At 38.8% G+C, this 23,259-nt stretch carries 20 protein-coding genes and 1 riboswitch; of the genes, 19 read left to right on the forward strand and 1 reads right to left on the reverse strand.

Translation table 11 applies throughout. From position 1 onward, the window contains the following. Nucleotides 1–688 precede the first annotated feature (688 nt). The 19 genes from CIL03_RS13560 (at nt 689) to CIL03_RS13650 (ending at nt 22,448) form a co-directional block, all read left to right on the forward strand. On the forward strand, nt 689–1,705 hold the full coding sequence (locus tag CIL03_RS13560; protein ID WP_094886402.1) for an ABC transporter ATP-binding protein: 1,017 nt from the start codon (nt 689–691) through the stop codon (nt 1,703–1,705). Continuing rightward, nucleotides 1,692–2,624: an ABC transporter ATP-binding protein gene (locus CIL03_RS13565; protein ID WP_094886403.1), complete on the forward strand. Its 933-nt coding sequence runs from the start codon at nt 1,692–1,694 to the stop codon at nt 2,622–2,624. Before CIL03_RS13560 ends, CIL03_RS13565 begins: the two co-directional genes overlap by 14 nt. A gap of 7 nt (nt 2,625–2,631) precedes the next feature. Then, nucleotides 2,632–3,594, forward strand: coding sequence for an oligopeptide ABC transporter permease (gene opp4B, locus CIL03_RS13570; protein ID WP_094886404.1), 963 nt, complete (start codon nt 2,632–2,634; stop codon nt 3,592–3,594). Nucleotides 3,595–3,625: 31 nt separating this feature from the next. Then, on the forward strand, nt 3,626–4,534 hold the full coding sequence (locus CIL03_RS13575) for an ABC transporter permease (RefSeq protein WP_094886405.1): 909 nt from the start codon (nt 3,626–3,628) through the stop codon (nt 4,532–4,534). Between the two features lie 143 nt (nt 4,535–4,677). After that, entirely contained in the window at nt 4,678–6,558 is a 1,881-nt protein-coding gene (gene opp4A, locus CIL03_RS13580) for an oligopeptide ABC transporter substrate-binding protein (RefSeq protein WP_094886406.1), read from the forward strand. 165 nt (nt 6,559–6,723) lie between these two features. After that, nucleotides 6,724–7,581, forward strand: a complete 858-nt coding sequence (locus CIL03_RS13585; RefSeq protein ID WP_094886407.1) for a chemotaxis protein — start codon at nt 6,724–6,726, stop codon at nt 7,579–7,581. A 252-nt stretch (nt 7,582–7,833) separates the two neighbouring features. After that, on the forward strand, nt 7,834–8,955 hold the full coding sequence (locus tag CIL03_RS13590; RefSeq protein WP_094886408.1) for a glycerate kinase: 1,122 nt from the start codon (nt 7,834–7,836) through the stop codon (nt 8,953–8,955). A gap of 230 nt (nt 8,956–9,185) precedes the next feature. After that, nucleotides 9,186–11,573, forward strand: a complete 2,388-nt coding sequence (locus CIL03_RS13595; protein WP_420855418.1) for a penicillin acylase family protein — start codon at nt 9,186–9,188, stop codon at nt 11,571–11,573. 238 nt (nt 11,574–11,811) lie between these two features. Further along, on the forward strand, nt 11,812–12,081 hold the full coding sequence (locus tag CIL03_RS13600; RefSeq protein ID WP_094886409.1) for a YciI family protein: 270 nt from the start codon (nt 11,812–11,814) through the stop codon (nt 12,079–12,081). Nucleotides 12,082–12,146: 65 nt separating this feature from the next. Then, nucleotides 12,147–12,193: riboswitch (PreQ1 riboswitch) on the forward strand. 70 nt (nt 12,194–12,263) lie between these two features. Continuing rightward, nucleotides 12,264–12,752, forward strand: coding sequence for a preQ(1) synthase (queF, locus tag CIL03_RS13605; RefSeq protein ID WP_094886410.1), 489 nt, complete (start codon nt 12,264–12,266; stop codon nt 12,750–12,752). Between the two features lie 48 nt (nt 12,753–12,800). Beyond that, a complete protein-coding gene (locus CIL03_RS13610) occupies nt 12,801–13,439 on the forward strand; it encodes a queuosine precursor transporter (RefSeq protein WP_094886411.1) in 639 nt (212 codons plus the stop codon). A 114-nt stretch (nt 13,440–13,553) separates the two neighbouring features. Further along, nucleotides 13,554–14,309, forward strand: coding sequence for an alpha/beta hydrolase (locus tag CIL03_RS13615; RefSeq protein WP_094886412.1), 756 nt, complete (start codon nt 13,554–13,556; stop codon nt 14,307–14,309). 57 nt (nt 14,310–14,366) lie between these two features. Further along, the gene (locus CIL03_RS13620) at nt 14,367–15,320 is read left to right on the forward strand and encodes a threonine ammonia-lyase (protein ID WP_094886413.1); all 954 of its coding nucleotides are present in this window, start codon (nt 14,367–14,369) and stop codon (nt 15,318–15,320) included. A 69-nt stretch (nt 15,321–15,389) separates the two neighbouring features. After that, entirely contained in the window at nt 15,390–16,967 is a 1,578-nt protein-coding gene (locus tag CIL03_RS13625) for an ATP-binding protein (protein WP_094886414.1), read from the forward strand. 23 nt (nt 16,968–16,990) lie between these two features. After that, the gene (locus CIL03_RS13630; protein ID WP_094886415.1) at nt 16,991–17,665 is read left to right on the forward strand and encodes a response regulator; all 675 of its coding nucleotides are present in this window, start codon (nt 16,991–16,993) and stop codon (nt 17,663–17,665) included. A gap of 306 nt (nt 17,666–17,971) precedes the next feature. Then, the gene (locus tag CIL03_RS13635) at nt 17,972–18,985 is read left to right on the forward strand and encodes a tripartite tricarboxylate transporter substrate binding protein (protein ID WP_094886416.1); all 1,014 of its coding nucleotides are present in this window, start codon (nt 17,972–17,974) and stop codon (nt 18,983–18,985) included. Nucleotides 18,986–19,070: 85 nt separating this feature from the next. Beyond that, nucleotides 19,071–19,529 (forward strand): tripartite tricarboxylate transporter TctB family protein, encoded by a 459-nt coding sequence (locus tag CIL03_RS13640; RefSeq protein WP_094886417.1) that lies wholly within the window; start codon nt 19,071–19,073, stop codon nt 19,527–19,529. A 12-nt stretch (nt 19,530–19,541) separates the two neighbouring features. After that, nucleotides 19,542–21,029: a tripartite tricarboxylate transporter permease gene (locus tag CIL03_RS13645; RefSeq protein ID WP_094886418.1), complete on the forward strand. Its 1,488-nt coding sequence runs from the start codon at nt 19,542–19,544 to the stop codon at nt 21,027–21,029. A 6-nt stretch (nt 21,030–21,035) separates the two neighbouring features. Continuing rightward, nucleotides 21,036–22,448, forward strand: a complete 1,413-nt coding sequence (locus CIL03_RS13650; protein ID WP_240508082.1) for an SLC13 family permease — start codon at nt 21,036–21,038, stop codon at nt 22,446–22,448. A 352-nt stretch (nt 22,449–22,800) separates the two neighbouring features. Here the strand turns inward: CIL03_RS13650 and CIL03_RS13655 are convergent, their stop codons facing one another. Beyond that, nucleotides 22,801–23,115, reverse strand: coding sequence for a hypothetical protein (locus tag CIL03_RS13655; RefSeq protein ID WP_094886419.1), 315 nt, complete (start codon nt 23,113–23,115; stop codon nt 22,801–22,803). Nucleotides 23,116–23,259 lie beyond the last annotated feature (144 nt).

The following is a 23,259-nucleotide window of genomic DNA, read 5'->3' on the forward strand; positions in this document are numbered from 1 at the left end:
AATACCCGACAAAATTCAACATGAACTATTCCAGGAAACCATTGATTTTTAAGCGTTTTAATACAATTCAGTCGACATTTGGGGTTAAAAAAGAATCAGTAAAACGACAATTGATAGAAAATAATACCTATGAAATATCAAAAAACGTATTGCTTTTTTAAAATTATTCACTTATAATCACTATTAATATTAAGTTTGTATTACGATTTATTTTCGGAAAATGCAAAACAATTACAACAATACGATTTCCGAAGCAGTAATCGAACTGATAAGAAAGTAGCAGAACCGCGAAATGAGAGAACAACTGGTATAACTAACATGAGAATATTAACGACATTTCATTATAATTTAAATTTTCAGAAAAAATAGAAAAACCATTATTCTAAAACTACTAGAATAAAGGTTTTAATAGAATTATAAATTTAAAAAGCATCCTACATATACTAAAGGTCGTTTTATATTTACATTAAATTATCAGAACGTTCGCCCGATATTTAAAATTGTAATTTTAAAATTGGTAAACATTTGCCTAAGCACAATACTTGCTTGAGAAGGTGAAGTTTTATTAGGACGAACGTTTTTCTTCATGGAACTATTCCAGTTTAAAGAACTGTTCCCTGCTTTCATCCTCCTTTGAGAGGGGAAATCTCATAACCTACAGAAATAAAACATGCTAGGGGGATTAACTTTGAGTGAAAAGTTATTGGAAATAAAGAATCTGAAAACATCATTCCGGATAAAAGATGATTATTATGCAGCGGTGGATGATGTAACACTGACACTAAATAAAAATGAGGTATTGGGGATTGTTGGTGAATCAGGTTCCGGAAAAAGTGCATTAGCCTTTTCGGTAATGGGACTGCATAATCGTGCGAAAATCGAAGGTAATATCTTATTTAAAGATCAGGATATAGCAAATATTTCACCGGCAAAGCTCAATAAGCTGCGCGGGGATGATATGGCAATGATATTCCAGGATCCATTGACAGCCTTAAACCCTTTAATGATCGTTGGGGACCAGATTAGTGAAACATTGCTCCTGCATAAAAAAAACATGTCACAAAAACAGCGAAAGGATAGGGTGATCAGCCTGCTGGATCAGGTTGGGATTCCGTATCCTGAACATGTATACAATCAATTTCCGCATGAACTTTCAGGTGGGATGAGACAGCGTGTCATCATTGCGATTGCCATTGCCAATCAGCCTGAATTACTGATAGCTGACGAACCGACAACCGCTTTGGATGTAACGATTCAAGCACAGATTCTTGATTTGATTAAGGATCTGAAGGATGACATGAATACTGGAATAATTCTGATTACACATGATCTCGGCGTAGTAGCTGAAATGGCGGATAGGGTCGCCGTTATGTATGCAGGTCAGATTGTCGAAATTGCAGATGTACATACTTTATTTGAGAATCCGCTTCATCCGTACACAAGATCATTATTGAATTCAGTGCCAAACACTCAGGAAGGACAGGACAAGCTTCATGTTATACAGGGGATCGTTCCATCACTTTCCAAGTTGCCGCGTGAGGGCTGTCGCTTTGCTGCGAGAATGCCTTGGATTGATGAATCAGTACATGAAGAAAACCCTGTGCTGCACGAGATAAAACCTGGTCACTTTGTTCGCTGCACTTGTCATAAGCATTTTTACTTCCCGGATGAGAGCAAGGAGGATTCTAACCATGGGGTTTCTTGAAGTTGAAGATTTAAAAGTATACTTTCCGATCAAGGGAGGATTATTTAACAGGACGCTTGGTAATATAAAAGCAGTTGATGGGGTATCTTTTTCCATTGAACAAGGAAAAACATATGGCCTGGTAGGAGAGTCAGGTTCCGGAAAAACCACAACAGGAAGGGCAATCATCGGCTTGAATGATATAACCTCCGGAAAGGTTTTATTTGAAGGAAAGGATTTAACTTCCAAAAAAAGTAAAACAGCTTCGGTCAGAAAAGATATTCAGATGATATTTCAGGATCCCTACTCCTCTCTGAATCCTAAAAAACGCGTGCTTGATATCGTTGCAGAGCCGATTCGCAATTTTGAAAAGCTCTCCAAACAAGAAGAGAAAAAGCGTGTGCAGGAATTATTAGAGATGGTTGGCCTGAGTCCTGAAAGTATTTTAAAATACCCGCATGAATTCTCTGGCGGGCAGCGTCAGCGGATTGGAGTTGCACGTGCGATTGCCTTGAAACCTAAATTAATTATTGCGGATGAGCCAGTATCAGCGCTTGACGTTTCTGTACAAGCTCAGGTATTGAACTTCATGCAGGATATCCAAAAAGAACTGAACCTTACATATTTGTTCATCAGTCATGACCTTGGTGTTGTTAAGCATATGTGTGATGAAATAGGAATAATGTACAAGGGTCGTTATGTAGAGCAAGGGACTAAACAGGATATATTTGAAAATCCACAGCATATTTATACAAAACGTCTAGTAGCTGCTATTCCTGATATTGACCCAAGACACCGTGCGGAACAAAAACAGTTCAGGGAAGATGTGCAGAGGGAATATGAGCAATCCTACAATGATTACTTTGACAGTGAAGGATTGGCATATGGCCTGCAATCCGTATCTGATACACATCTTGTAGCTCTGCCAGAGAAAGGTTGAATAAATTATGTGGAAATTTATCGTTAGACGACTTGTAATAACATTCCCTCAAATAATTTTACTTAGTGTTCTTGTATTTATAATGGCACAAATGATGCCAGGAGATGCACTGTCTGGGATGATCGATCCAAATATTGATCCGGCAGCGATAGAAAAGCAGCGGGAAAACCTTGGTTTAAACGACCCTTGGCATGAAAGATATGTTGATTGGGTTGGCGGTTTGCTTCAGGGGGATCTTGGCGAGTCTTTCCGATTTAAAATGGAAGTAACCGAACTGGTTGAACAGCGGCTTATTAATTCATTCTGGCTTGGTGTAGCCACTCTATTCTTTACATATTTAATTGCAATACCTCTTGGAATTATCAGTGGACGCTGGAATGATACATGGGGAGACCAATTAATTACCGGTTACACGTATATTGGATTCGCAACACCATTATTTATTTTCGCATTGGTGATGCTCTGGGTATTCGGCTTCCAGCTGCAATGGTTCCCAACTGGCGGAAGTGTTGAACCGGGATTGACACCAGGATCATTTGACTATGTGTGGAGTAAATTCCAGCACTTGCTATTGCCTGCATTATCACTGGCACTTATTGCAACTGTAAATACTGTTCAATATTTACGAAGTGAAATAGTTGATACAAAGCAGAAAGATTTTATTATTACGGCAAGAGCAAAGGGTGCTTCTGAATCCAGGGTTTATAACAGGCATATTTTTAGAAACTCATTACTGCCGATAGCTGCATTTTTCGGTTTTGAAATTACCGGACTGATCGGCGGAACAGTCTTTGTAGAACAGATCTTTGGTTATCCGGGCATGGGCTTACTGTTTATGGAATCCATTTTGTTACGGGATTATACTGTTGTAATTGCAGTTGTTCTGTTATTTGGTATTGCTTCTATTTTAGGGGCATTAATTTCAGACATTATACTTAGTCTGGTAGATCCGCGTATTCGTATAAAATAAGAACTAAGGCAGACTTCTGAGGTGATTTAAAATGGAAACAACTGATGTGAAGATGGATGAAACAACACAGGGTGTCACAAAGAGTCCGTCAGGGGCACGCATATTCTGGCGGGAGATTGTCAGAGATAAATTAGCCCTTATTTCACTTATATTTTTAGTTTTAATAACTGCTTTTGTGTATGGTATCTCACTGATTTTGGATCAGAAAGAAATAGTGACAGTGGATTTATTTGCAATTCACCAGCCGCCGTCTGAGGAATTTTGGCTGGGAACTGATTATGGCGGAAGGGATATTTTTGGACAATTAATAATTGGAACTCGTAATTCTCTTTCAATTGGAATTTTGGTAACACTGATGACAGGGGTTATCGGAGTAGTTTATGGCCTGATTTCCGGCTACTTTGGCGGACATGTGGATAATATCATGATGAGAATTCTGGATTTCTTTCTCATCTTGCCATTCCTGATGGTAGTTATCGTATTTGTTGCCATCGTACCGAAATACAGTGTCTTTACATTTTCCTTGATTATGACAGCATTTCTATGGATGGGGATAGCCAGGCTGATTCGTTCCAAAGTACTGCAGGAAAAGGAGCTTGATTATGCTCAAGCCTCCAAAACACTTGGCTCCTCGAATATAAAGATTATGTTTACGCAAGTATTACCAAATATAACTTCGTTAATCATCGTAACGATGACATTGAATTTGGCTGCAAACATCGGCTTGGAATCAGGGCTTTCCTTCCTTGGCTTTGGATTTCCTGAAAGCACACCAAGCCTGGGTACACTTTTAAGCTATGCGACCAATCCGCAAACATTGGAATACAGATGGTGGATCTGGGTACCTGCAGCGGTTCTGATTCTTTTATTGATGCTTGCGGTAAGGAATGTAGGAGAAGCATTAAAACGTGCAGCTGATGCAAGACAAAGAAGAGGATAATTTGAGGAGGTGAGTGCCAGACAGCAGAAATTACCAGAGTGGATACCTGCATCAATAACTATTGATGTTGAGTATAAATTTTCAGTCAGTACAGTTTCAGACTGAAGCAAAAAGAAGGGTTAAAAAAAAGGGAGGTTAAAAGGATGAAGAAGATTAGCTTTAGTAAGGCGCTATTTGCGCTAATGCTTATCTTGTTACTTGCTCTAGCAGCATGTAGTGGTGGTTCCGACGACGAAGGATCAGGCGATTCTGGTTCTGACGATGCAGGAACTGAAGAGGGTACTGATGAAGGAACTGATGAAGGGGAAGAAGGCGATTCTGAAGCAGCTGAGGGAGAAGATGGGCTGTATTCAATCGAGGACTTCAGTACAGATAAAACAAATGAAGGTGAAGCAATTGAAGGTGGAACGCTTCAATATGGTTTAGTTACTGATACTGCTTTTGAAGGTACATTAAACTGGAACTTCTATTCAGGTACTTACGATGCAGAGATACTTGGATGGTTTGGTGAATCATTATTGTCAAATGATGATAAGTACCGTTACACAAACGATGGTGCTGCAACTTATGAAGTAAGTGATGATAATCGCACATTTACATTCACAATTAAGGATAATGTTAATTGGCATGATGGTGAGCCTGTAACAGCTGAGGACTGGGCTTTCTCATTTGAAGTAATTGGAGACCCTGAATACACTGGGGTTCGTTATGGTGCTGACTTCACTAATATTGAAGGAATGGAAGCATACAATGCTGGAGAAGCTGACTCTATTTCCGGTATTGAAGTAGTAGATGAAAAAACATTGAAAATTACTTACATTAAAGCAAGTCCATCACTTCTGACTGGTGGTATCTGGCCGTATGCAATGCCGAAGCATATTTTTGGAGATATCCCTGTAGCTGAAATGGATTCCTCTCCAGAGGTTCGTGAAAATCCAATTGGATTCGGTCCATTTAAAGTGGAAAGCATTGTACCGGGTGAATCTGTAACAATGGTTAAAAATGAAGATTACTGGCAAGGTGAACCGAAGCTTGATGGTGTTACAGTTAAAGTTGTTAACCCTAGTACAGTAGTACAGGCATTTGAAACTGGTGAAGTGGATGCGGTTGATAGTTTCCCTGCTGACCAATATCCAGATAATGCTGATATGTCAAATGTGGAATTTTTAGGTATGATCGATCTTGCTTATACGTATATTGGCTTTAAATTAGGTACATGGGATTCTGAAAATGCAGAAGTAGTTATGGATGACAGCAAGAAAATGTCTGATGTGAACCTTCGAAGAGCAATGTGGTATGCGGTTGATAATGATGCTGTTGGTAAGAATTTCTATAATGGACTTCGCTGGAATGCGACAACATTAATTCCGCCATCACATCCTGAATACCATGATGAAACAATCGAAACTCCAACATATGATCCGGAAGAAGCAAAAAGAATTTTGGATGAAGCTGGATATGTAGATACAAATGGAGATGGAATGCGTGAAAACCCAGAAGGAGAAGAGTTAGTAATTAACTTCGCTTCCATGTCTGGTGGAGACACTGCTGAGCCATTAGCAAACTATTACATTCAATCATGGAACGCTGTTGGTCTTGATGTACAGCTTCTTGATGGACGTCTGCAAGAATTCAACACGTTCTATGACCGTGTAGGCCAAAGTGGGGAAGACGATCCTGCAGTTGATATTTATCAAGGTGCATGGGGTGTAGGCTATGATGTTAACCCACAAGGACTGTATGGACATAAGGCATTGTTCAACTTCCCTCGCTATGAAAGTGAAGAAAACACTGCTTTACTGGAAGATGGCGTTTCTGAAGAATCATTTGATGTTGAACACCGTAAGCAGGTATACAGTGATTGGCAAAAACTTATGGTAGAAGAAATTCCTGTATTCCCAACGCTTTATCGTTCATTGTTAGCACCGGTTAACAACCGTGTTCAAAATTACTCAATTGCAGTTGATTTCAATGCTTTACATGAAATTGCTGTAACTGAAGAAGAACCAATTGCAGCTGAATAATTAATTGGCTGTATATTAAGAAGACTCGCTCAGGCGGGTCTTCTTTTTGTATATAGACTATTTTTTTAGTGCCTGTTTAAAAATATAGGTAATTTTCATCTTACTATTTTTGCTGAAAGTCGGTACGATACAGGTAGTTAATGAGATTCCAAAGGAGGTACTGCTTTGACTCAGAAAATTGCCGTTGCAGTGATACATGGTGCTGGTACACCAGATGAAACATTTGCAGATGAAATCATTAAACGTATTTTAAACCGATTTTCAAAGAACCTATCTATTGAAAATGCTGAAGAGCAGCTTGTTTTTGAACCGATATTCTGGTCTTCTATCTTCGAATCTGAACAAAAGGAATTATGGGAAAGATTACAAAAAGATGCAGACTTGAACTATTCCCGATTAAGGCGTTTTGTCATTGAGTTTTTGGCCGATGCTATCGCCTATCAGCCTACCAAACTTGGAAATCAAAATTATGATAAGGTACATGCTTTTATCGCAGGTGGTATCCAAAGATTGAGAGAAAAAGCGGGGCCAACAGCACCATTATGCATTATCAGCCATAGTTTAGGTTCAATTGTTGCAAGCAATTATTTTTATGATTTACAGTACAAACGCGAAAACATGGGAGCAGAGACAGCTAAATGTACCGATAATGCACCAATCGAGCAATGCCAGACACTGACACTATTCTATACGCTTGGCAGTCCTATGGCATTATGGTCATTGCGCTACATTGACTTTGGTTCCCCTATAACTGTTCCGTCTCCTGCTGTTCAGTCATTTTATCCGGAGATTGAAGGGGAATGGCTCAATTTTTACGATAAGGATGATGTCCTGGCATTCCCGCTTAAAGGTGTGAATAAATCGTATGCAAAAGCAGTTACAAAAGATGTACCTGTAAATGTAGGAGGATTATTAACGAGCTGGAATCCGTTGTCTCATAACAAATATGATACGGATGCTGATGTTATTAAACCGATTGTTGATGGGCTGGTCAGAACGTGGAAAGCTATAAATCCAAAGTGAATTTTATCTTAAAAATTCTTCAGCGGCTAACTTCTTTGTTTTATCGATATTATTAGCCACTGAAGATGTGCCCTGCACCTCCCAAAACTAGCCTTTTGGTATGTTATTAGTAAATATTAAAAGTTTTTTATGAGGAGTGATTCTTTGCAGATCACCAATGAATTAGAGCAGGAGATCAAAAAGAAGATGCCTAATTGAGAGCGGTGTCATAACAGGGGTAAATGGTAATAAATATAGGAAAAGAGGACAAATATGAAAATTATAGTTGCACCAGATTCTTTTAAAGGAAGCCTGACCTCGACTCAGGCATCTGAAGTAATTAAAAAGTCTATCTTGAAAGTTCAGCCGTCATCTGACGTGGTTTTAAAGCCAATGGCCGATGGAGGGGAGGGGACACTGGAAACATTGCTGACTGCAACAGATGGGGAGCAGATTCCTATAGCATGTACTGGCCCATTAGGCGAGAAAATCGATACAGCGTATGCCATTGTTGAGGGTAATACTGCAATTATTGAGTGTGCAAGCATTGCAGGACTCGTTCAGGTTCCTCAGAATAAGCGAAATCCAGACGTTACAACATCTTTTGGTATTGGTGAGGTCATCATTGATGCTTTAAATAAGGGCTGCACTAATTTTGTCATTGGTTTAGGCGGAAGTGCAACAAATGATGGCGGCCTTGGAATGCTTCAGGCTTTAGGTATGAAAGCGTTGGATTATAATGGTAAACCAATTGGCATTTATGGAAAAGATCTGCAGCAAATAAAAAAAGCAAATTTTAATGAAATTGATTCAAGATTATCAGAAATCAAGATTAAGATTGCATGTGATGTGGATAATCCGCTTTGTGGGAAAAGGGGGGCATCAGCCGTTTACGGACCACAAAAAGGGGCAACAGCAAAGCAGATCGAGCATTATGACCAGTCGCTGAATAACTATGGTGATTTAATAGAAACAGAACTCAACCAATCATTAAAGGATATACCAGGGGCTGGTGCTGCTGGCGGACTTGGTTTTGCAATGCTTGCAATTGGGGCAAATCTTGTTTCAGGGGCAGAGCTATTAGCTGAAACGATAAAAGCAGAGGAATCTATTCAGGTTGCTGATCTGGTAATTACAGGTGAAGGGCAAAGTGACGAACAGACTCTTTTCGGGAAGGCTCCAGGCTTTATTGCTTCACTTGCAAAAAAGCATCATGTGCCAGTTGTTTTAATTTCAGGAAGTCTTTCTGGTGACTTAGACGTTTTAAGGGAGAGGTTCTCAGGCTGCTTTTCCATTACAAATAAGCCATTGTCACTTGAGGCATGTATGGAAAATGCTGAGGAATTGCTTTATGAACAGACAAAACAAATTATTCATTTGATTTGTTCCTTTTAAAGGGAGAAGCCGCAACTCTCTTACAAGGGGTGACCGCTTTTGAAGTTACATTTGTATTATGGATTGTACTAGTTTAATTGAATAAGAGAATGAACACCCAAGGGATTGAATTTTTGGGTGTTTTCTTTTGACTTCATTGAAAAATTAAAGAGTGCCAGAACTTAGCTCTATAAAAGAAGGAATCTATTCATCAAAAGGCGAAATTTATAAGGAAGGCAAAAGGGGGAAGGATTTTGGAAAAGGCTTATGAGATAAACGAACCACCAGCTAAAAAGAGAAATGTTAAAAAAATTATTCTAATTGGGCTGGGTGCAATTATTATTATTGGAATTCTAGCCACCATTTTTGCGAATATGTATCTGAATCGTACTTTGCCGCAACTAGAGGGGACTATAGAATTGTCAGCTCTGGAACATGAGGTAACGGTTATTACAGATGAAAATGGTGTCCCACATATCAAAGCTGTCAATGAACACGATCTTTACATAGCCCAAGGATATATTCAGGCTCAGGACCGTATATTCCAAATGGAAATGTCACGCAGGCAGGCATCCGGGACGCTTAGTGAAGTTGTTGGTGAATCTGCAGTTGACCATGACAAATATTTTCGAACACTGGGACTGAGAAGGGCAGCAGAAAAGTCGTATGACATCTATACAGATGAAGCAAAGGAAGTGCTGCAATTGTTTGCTGACGGGGTGAATCTGTATATTAACGAAGCAATTGAAAATAATAGCTTGCCAATTGAGTTTACCCTGATGGGTTCAGAACCAGCGGAATGGACTCCGCTTGATTCGCTGACAATTGGAAAATATATGGCATTTGATCTTGGCGGCCATTGGGAAAGACAGGCATTCAATTATTACTTATTGAATAATTTTGCGGATGAAAAGGCATATGAATTATTTCCGAGTTACCCGAAAAACCGCCCAACAATTATTGGTGAGGGAGAAATAGACATTGCAGCCAGTTTTGAAAAAGCTGTCATCCCACATGCATTTAATGGAAGTAATAATTGGGTTGTAAGTGGCGAAAAAACCTCCTCAGGCGTGCCCTTGCTTGCAGACGATCCCCATCTTGGCCTTGCAACTCCATCGATCTGGCTTCAGATGCATCTTGAAACTGAAGACATTAATGTAAGTGGAGTTATCTTTGCCGGCGTGCCTGGAATTATTTTGGGTCATAATGAGCAAATTGCCTGGGGTGTGACAAATACAGGACCGGATGTTCAGCAATTATATGTGGAGAAGAGAAACCCTGTTAATCCTGAAGAATTTTTATATGAAGATATATGGGAACAAGCCAATGTGATTGATGAACCAATCAAGGTGAAGGACGGTGAAACAATTGATTATCAAGTAGTAGAAACACGTCATGGACCGGTTGTTTCTGAATTTGCCGAAGACAGTGGGAAGGAAACTGTTTTATCTTTAAGATGGACAGCACTTGATGCCACAACTGAACTTGAAGCAATTCTTGAAATTAACAAGGCACAGAACTGGCAGGAATTCGAAAAAGGCCTTGAAAAATTTCTTGCTCCGGCACAGAACTTTGTTTTCGCATCCACAGATGGAACCATTGCGTATAAAGCGAATGGCAATATTCCAATCTATGAAAATGGAGATGATGCTTTGCTGCCTTTGCCGGGATGGGAAGCTGAGCACGAATGGAAAGGTTATATTCCCTTTGATGAGCTGCCACGTGTAATTAATCCGGATAAAGGATTCATAGCAACAGCAAATAATAAAATAACTGGAGATGATTATCCATACCATATCAGCAATTTGTGGGCACAGCCCTATCGCTATGAACGGATTGCCGAGGTGCTTGAAACGGATGATGATTTTACAGCAGAAGATATGATGGCACTGCAGATGGATGTTGGGAACTTGCAAGCGAGGGAGTTTGTGCCGATGTTTTTAGAAGCTTTGCAGGATACTGAACTAAATGAAACGGAAACTCAGGCGATTGCTCTTCTAAAAGAATGGGACTATATGGATGAGGTGGAAAATGTTCAGCCATTAATTTTTCATAAATGGATGGATGAAATAGAGGCAATCCTTTATCACGATGAAATTCCTAAAAATATAAGGGGACTGTTTGGCGGCCGCGCACAAACTACGGATGAATTATTAAGGAATTCTGCAAGTGGTAAAGGGTCAATCTGGATAGAGGAAAATGGTGGCTTCCAGGATGTACTGCATACAGCATTTACATCCACACTAAGCAAACTTAAAAAAGAATATGGAGAGGAAATGGATGAATGGGAGTGGGGAGACTATCATAAGGTTCAGTTCCATCATCCTCTTTCGGGTATCCACCCGGTGCTGGAATTCTTCTTTAATAATGAAAAACCTGTTCCAGTCGGGGGCAGCAGCATTACGCCAATGGCAGCAAGCTATGATGCTGCTAGTGGTGAGGTGGACCATGGTGCATCCTGGCGTTTTGTTATCGATATGAATCAGACAGCAAAAGGCTATCATATTGTAGGACCAGGACAATCGGGTCATTTCAAAAGTGAATGGTATCATGTTCAGATGGATGATTGGGTGGAAGGCAATTATCATGAAACGAGATTGGAAGATGCAGAAGGAATGCAGCTGAAGCTGGTTCCATAGATGTTGAAGGGGTTGTGGGATTTTAGCAGTAATTAAGAGAAGGCAGGTTGAAGTTGAGAGATAACACTGTACATTCAATTTTCTCTCAACTTTCCGGCCGTGTCTCTCAGGTTTACAAGTCTATCACTCAACTAACCACACACATGTCCATATTTGTCTTATCGCATGAAAAAAATCATTCCACATCCAGCCAAATATTAATTTATAATAAATATAGAAAAACGAAAGGAAGATATCTATGAAATATTATGCTGTAATTTTAACAATGCTTGATGAGGAGAAAAATAAGCAGTATCGACCTGATCATCTTGCATTTTTGGAACAAAAAGCAAATGAAGGGAAACTTTTTGCAAAAGGTCCATTTACAGATGGTGCCGGAGGCCTTGTCATTTATAAAGGAGAAAGTTTAGCTGAAATAGAAGAAATAGTAAGCCAGGATCCATATGTCATTCGCGGTGCTAGAGGTTATAAAATACATGAATGGAATATGGAAGTTATCGGAGAATAATTCTCGTTGTTATCTGCATATTGACAGATACCAACTTCATATCTATAATGAGCAGGTATAATTAAATAAAAGAGGTTCTTAGCTTCAACCCTCTATAAAAAACTAAGACAAATGACGCGATTATAAGCCATTGCCTTAGAGCAGTGGCTTTTTTATTGAAATGAAAAAAGGAGGTTTTTACATTGAAGGAACAGGATGTATCTGGTCTTACTTTGCTTGGAAATCAGGGAACTAAATACGATTTTGATTATAATCCCGAGGTTTTAGAGACATTTGAAAATAATCATCCAGACAGAGATTATTTCGTGAAATTAAACTGCCCGGAGTTTACAACATTATGTCCAATCACGGGACAGCCGGACTTTGCTACAGTTTACATCAGTTATATTCCAGATGTGAACATGGTGGAAAGTAAAGCATTGAAATTATACCTATTCAGTTTTCGCAATCATGGCGGGTTTCACGAAGACAGTATGAATATTATTATGAATGATCTCATCAAATTGATGGATCCCCGCTATATAGAAGTATGGGGAAAATTCACACCAAGAGGTGGGATTTCCATTGATCCATACTGCAATTATGGAAAACCGGGAACAAAATTTGAACAGATGGCGGAGCATCGCATGATGAATCATGATATGTACCCGGAAAAAATAGATAATCGCTAATAGTCGTTTTATAGGGTAAGCTTCGATCTCTTGGAACAGGAGGTCTCTATGTTCGTTTATTTAAATGCCTTATTTGTTGGACTTTTAATTGTATCCAATATTTTAGGTGTAAAATTATTCAGTATCGGCGAATTTATTCTGCCTGCAGCCGTTATCGTTTATGTAGCAACTTTTATGATAACAGATGTCATTGGCGAAGTTTACGGAAAGGATGCAGCACGAAAAATAGTTCAGGCCGGGTTTTTTACGCAGATAATCGTTATGATTTTTGTGTTTATAGCGATTGAACTGCCTGCTGCACCTGTATTTGGATCGCAATCAGAGTTTGAAACGATACTTGGCGGAAGCTTTCGAGTTATGCTGGCAAGTTTGCTGTCTTACTTTACCAGCCAAAATCTGGATGTCAGCATTTTTCATCGCTTGAAAAATAAACATGGTGAAAAAAAGCTCTGGCTTCGCAATAATGTATCTACAATAACAAGTCAGCTTGTTGATACAACTATTTTTATAACTGTTGCTTTTTGGGGAACCGTTCCATTTACTGTTTTGCTTGGAATGATTGTGACGCAATATGTATTCAAATTCTGTGTTGCACTAATTGATACACCAATAGTCTATTTGCTTGTAAGAATGGCCAAAAAGTCTAAACATGTTCAGACAGAAATCGAATTAGCACGTCCTTCTTAAATGGAGGGCGTGTTTTATTTCGTATTGAATTTCTCGAGATTTTCTGAAAATATGTTAAAATTAAATTATCAGAATTTACAATCTCAAATTGTCGAAATAGGAGGCTAAAACATAATGGGAAACTATCAAATTATGAAGGAAGCTGAGGAATTTTATTTCCCGGGGAATAATATAGGGGTTCTTGTCATTCATGGATTTACCGGTTCGACACAAAGCATGCGATTTCTTGGGGAAGAATTAGCAAACGAAGGATTCACTGTTTTTGGACCAAGATTAACAGGACATGGAACTACACCCAAAGATATGGAAAAAGCAAGTTACAAGGATTGGATTCAAAATGTGGAGGAAGGGCTGAAAAAATTAAATGAGACATGTACGGATATTTTTGTTACCGGTCTTTCCATGGGCGGAACATTAACATTATTCCTTGCTGAAAACCATCCGGATATAAAAGGAATCATGCCAATAAATGCAGCCACCCATATGCCTGAAATGATTAAAGACTATGAAAAGTTATCTTTAGTGAATACAAGATTTGTAGATGGGATTGGATCAGATATCAAAAAAGAGGGTGTGGAAGAGCTGGCATATCCAAAAACACCTGTGAAATCAATGAATGATTTGATTAAACTTTCTAAAAATGTCAGAAGCAATTTATCAAAAATAACTGGACCAGCGCTTATCTTGAGTTCTGTTGTCGATCATGTTGTTCCACCTGAAAATTCAAAGGAAATATATGAATCTATTTCTTCCACGGAAAAAGAATTGGTTTCATTGGAAAATAGTTATCATGTGGCAACACTGGATAATGATAAAGAACAGATAGCAAAGAAATGTGTGGAATTTATTAACAAGATTAATACTCGTTAATTAAATTATAAACCTGTTTCAAGGAGAGAGGATTCAGCTGTAAAAGGAGATGTATTCATGGTCACAGTAAAAAATATTTACAAAGCGCGCGAACAAATCAGCGATGTTATAAACAAAACACCAATTTTGAGCTCTTCTCAGTTATCAAGTATATGCGGAAATCGAATGTTTTTCAAAGCAGAGCATTTGCAGAAGACAGGGGCATTTAAAATACGTGGAGCAACCAATAAAGTGAAGCAGGCAGTAAAGGATGGAGCAACTTTTGTTACAGCTGCTTCATCTGGAAATCATGGCCAGGCAGTTGCATATATCGCAAATGAACTTGGCGTTCCCGCGACAATTGTCGTACCAGAGGATGTAAATCCAAGTAAGGAAGCCGCAATCAAGGCGTATAATGGTGAAATCGAGAGATGTGGTCTTACTTCAGCTGAACGCCTGCCACGGGCAGAAGCTCTGGCTGCAGAAAATAATGGGGGTGTAATACCTCCATATGATGACCCGCTAATTATAGCGGGACAGGGAACAGTGGGATTGGAAATTCTTGATCAATTGGATGGGGTTGATGTTGTCGTTGTTCCTATTGGCGGGGGTGGACTGATCTCAGGAATTTTAACAGCAATTAAAGAAATAAAACCATCGATCAAAGTTATTGGTGTGGAACCTGAAAAAGCCAATGATACCTATCAGTCCATTCAGCAGGGGAAAATCACTTCCATTAAGGAAGCAGCCACAATTGCTGATGGACTGCGAACAAGTCAGCCTGGCAGTTTAACCTTTCCCATTGTACAAAAATATGTAGACGAAATTGTACTTATCAGTGAAGCAGAAATTCGAAAGGCTTTATTTTTTATTCTTCAGAGAATGAAGCAGCTGATTGAACCATCCAGTGCCGTTACCGTCGCTGCAGCCATGTTTGATAAATTAAATGTACGGGATAAAAATGTGGTATGTGTGCTATCAGGAGGGAATGTCGATTTGAAACAGCTAGGCGAGATGAACCCAGAAAAATAGAACCTGCTTTCTAATCACTTTAATATATAGTTATATGTAAAACAGCATGATCGGGGAAGGAAGCGGCTAATGACCAGAGTCTCTTTACAAACAAAAATTTTAGTATTGCTTATCAGTTTAATATTGCTGGTCACTGTTCTGCTGACAGGTGTAAATGCCTATTTGGAATCTCAGGATATTGAGGAACAGATCGGGGAACGAGCCTTGCATATTGCAACAACTATTTCATTCATGCCCTCTGTCAGAGAAGCCTTTGAACAGGAAAATCCTGAAGAAATAATACAGCCAATAGCTGAGGAAGTAAGAGAATTTGTTGGGGCGGAATTCATTGTAGTTGGTAATAAGGACAGCGTTCGCGTTGCCCATCCGGATGAAGAAAAAATAGGAAAGCATATGGTTGGCGGTGACAATGACAGGGCGCTGATTGCTGAAGAATACTATACTTCTAAAGCAGTTGGAAGTCTTGGCCCATCTCTCAGAGGAAAAGCACCGATTTTTAATAGCGGTGGCGAAGTTGTTGGAATAGTTTCTGTTGGATTTATGGTGGAAGATATTAAGGAAACTATTTTTAATAAATTGTTAAAAATAGGTGGAGCCTCACTTCCAGTGCTTGTAATCGGAATAATTGGAGGTATTCTGCTGGCAAGGGATATCCGGAAAGACACATTTGGTCTTGAACCTCATGAAATTGCCTCATTATTCAGGGACCGCAATGCGATTCTTGCTTCTGTTAAAGAGGGAATAATTGCGGTGGATAAGGATGGAAAAATTAATTTAATGAATGAGTCTGCCAGGAAAATACTCGGAATTAATAATGAGATTATTGGTGAAAAAATTGAAGTTGTATTTCCTAATACAAAAGTGTACCATGTGCTTCGCTCCGGTGCAGTCAGTAAAGATGATGAAATGATATTGAATAACAGACAGGTGATCGTTAATCGTACACCGATAATCGATGAAAACCAAGTAGCAGGTGTTGTCGCAAGCTTCCGGGATAAAACGGAACTGAACGAAATGATTAATACATTATCGGAGGTAAGAAAGTATTCAGAGGACCTTCGTGCGCAGACACATGAATACACGAATAAACTATATGTTTTATCAGGTCTGCTGCAGTTAGGTCATTATAATGAAGCAATTGAATTGATTCAAATCGAATCACAAGTAAACAGAACGCAAAATAAAATTCTTCTTGACCAAATACAAGATAGAACCGTACAAGCCATTTTGTTAGGGAAAATAGGGAAAGCCTCTGAGAAAAAAATAGAATTTGAAATTGAAGTGAATAGTTATCTTGATCCACTTCCGAAACGAATAGATATTGCAAAGTTAATAACTGTGTTAGGCAATCTGCTCGATAATGCAATAGAGGCAGTTGAGAGAGTGGAAGAAAGAAAAATTATATTTTTTGCAACAGATTTAGGTGAAGATATTGTATTTGAAATAGCTGATAGTGGAACCGGGATTCCTGAGAATCTGATGAACAGAATATTTGAACAGGGATTTTCAACAAAAGAAACGGATGGACGGGGATTTGGTCTGGCTATTGTGAAACATACAATAGAGGAACTATATGGTCATATTGAGGTACATAACCAGCCAGGTGGGGGTACAGTATTCGCAGTATTTATTCCTAAGAAAGTCTAAAGGGTTTAACAGGGGGGAAGCTAGTGATTAAAGCAGTAATAGTAGAAGATGATTACCGAATTGCAGGTATTCATGAGGAATTTTTAAAGAAAGCCAGCGATATTGCAGTTGTTGGAAAAGCATTGAATGGGAAGGAAGCAATTACACTGATAAAAGCGAAAGAGGCAGACCTCGTGCTTCTCGATATTTATATGCCGGATATTCTTGGAACTGATATGATACAGGAACTAAGAAGGATTAATCCCAATCTTGATTTCATTATGGTTTCTGCCGCTACGGAGACAGACATAGTCAGTGAAGTAATTCGAAATGGCATTTTTGATTATATTATTAAACCTGTGAAGATGGAACGATTTATTGAAACTATTGAACGGTATAAACAAATGAAGGAAAAGCTTGATGTAAAAAAAGAAGTGGACCAGTCATTTTTAGATGATTACTTTGGTTACAAGTCTGATTCGAAACCTCAAGAGAAGCAAACGCCTAAAGGTATTGATCCTTTAACACTTGAAAAAGTAATAGGGATTATAAATACTATAGATGGTGGAATAACAGCTGAAGAAATGGGGGCTAAAATTGGAGCATCCCGGACCACAGCCAGAAGGTATTTAGAATATCTGATTTCTGTAGGGAATATCTCTGCAGAGCTGGAGTATGGTGTTGTTGGACGGCCGGAGAGAAGGTATTATGTAAAATAGTATACTAGAGTGTGAAAAATGTCAGCCTCATATTGGCTGGCATCTTTTTTATAGCAGAAATTATAAAAATTTTGATCTATTAATAAATAAACAACCAAATCTGCCACGTCCGGCTCCAGCGCCTTTGTTCTTTCACGATAGTTACACCTTCAACTATTAACCCCTTGTGAACTTAATGAACAAAATAGACATAAAAAACGATTTGTTTATTATTTTGAAAACGGTTACATATATGTGAAGTTTCTTTATAGTGTTCAGTAAGCTTTATAATTTGAAAATTTCATTATTAAACGAGGGGGAAAAAGAATGAAGAAGTTTTTATTATTGACAGTATTTGCCTTATTTATGGTTATCACAGTGGCTTGTTCTTCTGATAGCAGTGGGGAAGCTGATGGGTCATCTGATGACGGAAGCTGGGAGCCGGAAGAGCCAATTGAAATTGTTGCACCGGCCGGAGCTGGCGGCGGCTGGGATACGACTGCAAGAATGGTCGCAAAAGTGTTTAATGAGGAAAGCATTATTGAAGAAAGTATTGGGGTAGTTAATAAAGCAGGTGGAGGCGGTGCTGTTGGCTGGGCATACGTTGCCGGACATGAAGGAAGCGGACATAACATGTTTGTCGCTTCACCACCGTTATTGTTTATTCCATTAAATGGTCAATCCGAGTATGGGCATGAGGATTTCACACCAATTGCCAATGTTATTGCTGATTATGCAGCTTTTGCAGTTGCAGCTGACGCCAAATGGGATAATTTAAATGAACTTTTTGATGATATGAAAGAGGATCCATCAAGTATTACAGTTGTAGGTACATCTTCGCCTGGAAGTATGGACCATATCCAATTTGTCAAAATCGCAAAAGCAGCAGGTGTTGATGTAACAAAGATTAAATATGTTTCCGACCAGGATGGCGTTGGTTTGACTCAGCTGCTAAACGGGAGTGTGGATGTGTTCTCTACTGGAGTCTCCGAAACAGTTGAACAAGTAAAAGCCGGAACGATTAAAGTACTTGGTGTTACCTCAGAAGAAAGACTTGAAGGTGAAATTCTGGAGGATTTCCCAACAGCGAAAGAACAAGGAATTGATGAAACCTTTGTAAACTGGAGAGGATTCTTCGGTCCACCAAACATGGACGAGGCTGCAGTAGCTTATTATGAAGAAAAATTTAAGGAACTTAGCGATTCTGAAGCCTTTGCAGATATCCGCAAGCAATTTGGCTGGGATGAGATGTATATGGGAAGCGAGGAGTATTCGCAGTTTCTAGGTGATGAAAAGGAAAAAATTCAAACATTGTTAGATGAACTGGGACTAGGTCAATAAAAAATATTTTGAAGTCAATGACCAATTACTCTGGTTATTGACTTCCATTTCTTATAGTTGATTAACATATTCAGGTGGTGATTGGATGTTAAAAACGCTAAACCAGCGTATTAGTATTGTTTTAATTTTAATAGGAACAGGATATCTTGTATTAACTTTTCAGCTTCCATCGTATGCCTATGTACCTGCAGATGCAGATTTAATACCAATGGTGCTGGGAATTCTATTAATCATATTAGCAGTATGCCTCTATTTTTCCAAAGATTCGGAAACAGAAGAACAAAAAGCGAGAAGAAACATACCAAAACAAGATGTAGTTGCATTGCTGACTGTTTTTGGATTTATTCTTGTATATATTATTTTTCTTGAAATATTGGGTTTTGTGCTGATTACTGCATTATTTGTCTTTTTTTGTTCATGGTTTCTTGGATATAAAAAACATATTACGAATTTGCTTGTTTCTGTAATATTTCCTGTGTTTATGTATGTTATGTTTACTGAATTCTTAAGAATTAGTTTACCGCAGGGGATATTGCCGTTTTAAAGGAGGAACTTTATGGGCTCGCTAGAAGGAATATTAACTGGTTTTCAGGTTGCGTTTAGTTTAGAAGGAGTTTTATTTGTATTGATTGGTGTGTTTGTCGGGACGTTCATTGGTATGCTGCCGGGATTGGGACCTATTAGTGCAATTGCAGTTATGATTCCAATTACATTTGGAATGGACCCTGCCCCTGCACTGGTAATGATGGCAGGTGTTTACTATGGAGCAATATTTGGGGGTTCGACCTCTTCCATTTTATTAAATGCTCCTGGGGTATCTGGAGCTGTAGCTACTGCATTTGATGGATATCCGATGGCACAGCAGGGTAAAGCAGGAAAAGCCTTGGCGATTGCTGCAATTTGTTCATTTTTCGGAGGAACAGTCAGTGTACTTCTGTTAATGCTGCTGGCACCGGCCCTATCAAGTGTTGCTATCGCTTTTGGTCCGCCGGCATATTTCGCATTGATGCTAATGGGATTAACAGCTATTTCCAGTCTGTCAGAAGGGAGTACAATTAAAGCATTACTTTCCGCAGTTGCTGGCTTTATGGTTGCAACCATTGGTATTGATGCGCAAACCGGTACACAGCGTTTTACTTTCGGAAATGTTAACCTATTGGAAGGTTTAGACTTTTTGGTAATTGCATTAGGATTATTCGCACTTGCAGAGGTTTGTACATTGATCATTAACAGGAAAGATCTATCACAGGAGAATACACATAAAATTGGCAGCATGAAGCTTAGCAAGGAAGATATAAATGAAATGAAAGGGCCCGCTACGAGGCAATCACTTTTAGGGTTTATAATCGGAGTACTTCCTGGGGCGGGGGCTACAATTGCATCATTTATTGCCTATATTTCGGAAAAGAAAATAGCAAAAAATCCTGAGGAATTTGGAAAAGGTTCTGTAAGAGGACTTGCAGCACCGGAAGCGGCTAATAATGCCGCAACAAGTGGTGCCTTTGTTCCACTGTTAAGCCTGGGGATTCCTGGTTCCGGAACAACTGCTGTAATGCTTGGTGCTTTCTTAGTACTCGGTGTTCAGCCTGGCCCATTATTAATGACAGACAGGCCGGAAATTTTCTGGGGTGTCATTGCCAGTATGTATATTGGTAATGTGTTTTTGCTTATTTTAAATTTACCGTTAATCCCTTATTTTGCAAAAATATTAAAAATACCAAGGCCTCTTTTGATTTCTTTGGTAATTATGTTTAGTATTATTGGTGTTTATGCGATTAGCTTTAACACGTTTGATTTGTATATGCTTTTACTGTTTGGAGTTGTTGGATTCCTTATGAGGATATTCTCATTTCCAGCACCACCATTCATCCTGGCCTTTATACTTGGAGGCATGATGGAGCAGGCATTTAGACAATCCTTAACTATTTCAAATGGCAGTTTGATGATTTTTGTTCAAGACCCAATCGCACTTTCCCTATTAATAGTTTCATTGCTTTCTTTTGTATTCCCGCTAGTTCGTCAGTTGCGTAAAAGAAAAGGATAGATATCAGTGAAAACATTACTAAGGGATCTGCATTTATATAAGAGAATACTGCAAATTCTATTTGTCGGGATTGTATTTATTTTTGTAATTTGGATGGAAAAAAACGATCTTCTTACTGGCTTCACTCCGGAGCAGAAACGCACACTTATGATTTTAGCGATTGCTATGTTTCTATGGATAGCTGCACCGATACCAACCGGTGCCAGCAGTATTTTGATTTTAGCACTGCTATTATTATTTAATGTAGTGGATGGCATCGATGAAGCAGTAGTTGGGTTTCTGTCCCCGGCACTCTATTTTATTTTAATGTTATCGATAATTAGTCAGGCACTGGTAAAAGTAGGAATCGATAAGATTATTGCACGTTTTTTATTGAAAATCAGTAACGGCGGGCCCGCATTTATTATTGTTGGCCTGCCATTATTTATATTGATTATGCCGCTGTTTCTCCCTTCTGCTGTTGCCAGATTTAAAATGCTATTACCATTAATCACAAGATTAAACAGCTTTTATGGACTTAGCGGTAATAGTGCGTTTATGAAATATTGTCTTTATGTGATAGGAATGTTGAATCAAAATGCTACGATGATTATATATACCGGCGGCGGTTTCCCAATCCTTGCCTCCCAGCTGATCCGTGATTACAATATTGCGCAATTAGGATGGCTTGACTGGTTTTTCATTATTGCTCCACCGCTATGGATTGGTGCATTAATAACAGTCTTTTTTGTATGGCGGTATTTGAATCAGAAAGCACCGGAAACTGAAAAAAGCCATGTTATAAGCGAGAGCATACAGACAAATAAAGAAATAACCTTCTGGAAGCTTTGGGTGGTAATCCTGAGTTTTCTGGCAATGATTTTAACATGGATAATCGCAGATCAGCAGGTGGTTCCGCTGCTAATACCTCCAATGCTGCTTGTTGTATTTTATTCCCTGCCCAAAATAGGACTGGTAACAAATGATGTGATACGCAGCTTTGACTGGGAAAATTTCTTGCTTTTAGGAGCATCCTTTTCACTGGGAATGATTATGGAGGCGAATGGAACAGCCGCTGCTCTGGCAGGTAAGTTAATTGAGGTAATACCGGAGGGTTCAGGGATCCTTGTAAAAGTAATTGCAATTGCAGTTATTGTATTTGTTATAAGGTTCTTTTTCATTGTTCCGTCTTCAGCAGTTATTGTTATTTTTCCGATTGTGATGTCCTATTCGGAACTCATTGGTCTTCCGCCTATTCAATTAGCTTTTCTTATTATTATGATTATTGGAAGCATGATGGTTCTGCCAATCCATTCGACAACAACCTATCTTGCTTATGGTACAGGTATACTCACAAAAAAAGAACAGTATGTCATCGGTTCTTTTTCAAGTGTGCTTTTCATGGGGATTGCTATAGTGGCAGCACTATTCTATTGGTGATCAATATGAGGTATCGAGAGCATCAAGGTATACTCGATACCTCTATATTTTTGTGAGTACTATTTTTATATAGTAAACCCCAAAGTAATTATTGTTCATGATTCCTTTTACCCGAGACCTTCATTTTACAAAAAAGTTTTGTTGCCCAAAGTGCAAGGAATACTACGGCCAGATCAATCAGAAATAAATACGTCAGGTTCATGCCCTTGGACATTTTTAGCAGTTCAGTTGCTACGGATAACGAACCGAAAACGTATGCAAAAATAAGTGACAAAATGATAGTGTATATATAGAAGTTCTTTTCCCTGTTCGTACAAAACTGATAAAGCAGCATGAATGCGACAGGGAGCATTCATGCTGTCATAGTAATCCCGGATGGAATCAGATGGGTAAGGGTATGTGCATGGACGAGATAATTATTTGATGAAAGAATGCTGTCAATATTTGCCCATAGTACATGTACTGCGAAACCAAAGAAAGATATTTCGAATATTCTTTGTCTGTCTATTGCAAAATACAGAATAACAAGAGGTATTAATACACTGGCAACATTGAACCAAAAATACCACGTATCCATACCAGAATAAAGATTCCAGTACTCAGATATCAAACTTCCAAGTTGTTCTTTTTGTTGATAAATTTGATTATAAAGCTCCGACTCATTCATAAGAATCTCCCCTAAAGAAATTAACTATTTCTTTAGTTTTAACTGATGAAATAGATTTATTCAGTTAGCAGGGGATTAAATTAAAAGTAGATCTACTGAAAAGAATTGAAACAATATCGATTTTGTGTAATGACTGCCGGCATC

Origin of the sequence: Virgibacillus indicus (assembly GCF_002266285.1) — a bacterium.
Taxonomy (GTDB): domain Bacteria; phylum Bacillota; class Bacilli; order Bacillales; family Amphibacillaceae; genus Virgibacillus_K; species Virgibacillus_K indicus.

Bases quoted from the DNA above. Each gene is read 5' to 3' on its own strand.
- CIL03_RS13565 (WP_094886403.1), top strand. From the start codon at position 1,692: ATGGGGTTTCTTGAAGTTGAAGATTTAAAAGTATACTTTCCGATCAAG.
- opp4B (WP_094886404.1), top strand. From the start codon at position 2,632: ATGTGGAAATTTATCGTTAGACGACTTGTAATAACATTCCCTCAAATA.
- CIL03_RS13575 (WP_094886405.1), top strand. From the start codon at position 3,626: ATGGAAACAACTGATGTGAAGATGGATGAAACAACACAGGGTGTCACA.
- opp4A (WP_094886406.1), top strand. From the start codon at position 4,678: ATGAAGAAGATTAGCTTTAGTAAGGCGCTATTTGCGCTAATGCTTATC.
- CIL03_RS13590 (WP_094886408.1), top strand. From the start codon at position 7,834: ATGAAAATTATAGTTGCACCAGATTCTTTTAAAGGAAGCCTGACCTCG.
- CIL03_RS13600 (WP_094886409.1), top strand. From the start codon at position 11,812: ATGAAATATTATGCTGTAATTTTAACAATGCTTGATGAGGAGAAAAAT.
- CIL03_RS13610 (WP_094886411.1), top strand. From the start codon at position 12,801: ATGTTCGTTTATTTAAATGCCTTATTTGTTGGACTTTTAATTGTATCC.
- CIL03_RS13615 (WP_094886412.1), top strand. From the start codon at position 13,554: ATGGGAAACTATCAAATTATGAAGGAAGCTGAGGAATTTTATTTCCCG.
- CIL03_RS13620 (WP_094886413.1), top strand. From the start codon at position 14,367: ATGGTCACAGTAAAAAATATTTACAAAGCGCGCGAACAAATCAGCGAT.
- CIL03_RS13625 (WP_094886414.1), top strand. From the start codon at position 15,390: ATGACCAGAGTCTCTTTACAAACAAAAATTTTAGTATTGCTTATCAGT.
- CIL03_RS13635 (WP_094886416.1), top strand. From the start codon at position 17,972: ATGAAGAAGTTTTTATTATTGACAGTATTTGCCTTATTTATGGTTATC.
- CIL03_RS13640 (WP_094886417.1), top strand. From the start codon at position 19,071: ATGTTAAAAACGCTAAACCAGCGTATTAGTATTGTTTTAATTTTAATA.
- CIL03_RS13645 (WP_094886418.1), top strand. From the start codon at position 19,542: ATGGGCTCGCTAGAAGGAATATTAACTGGTTTTCAGGTTGCGTTTAGT.
- CIL03_RS13655 (WP_094886419.1), bottom strand. From the start codon at position 23,115: ATGAATGAGTCGGAGCTTTATAATCAAATTTATCAACAAAAAGAACAA.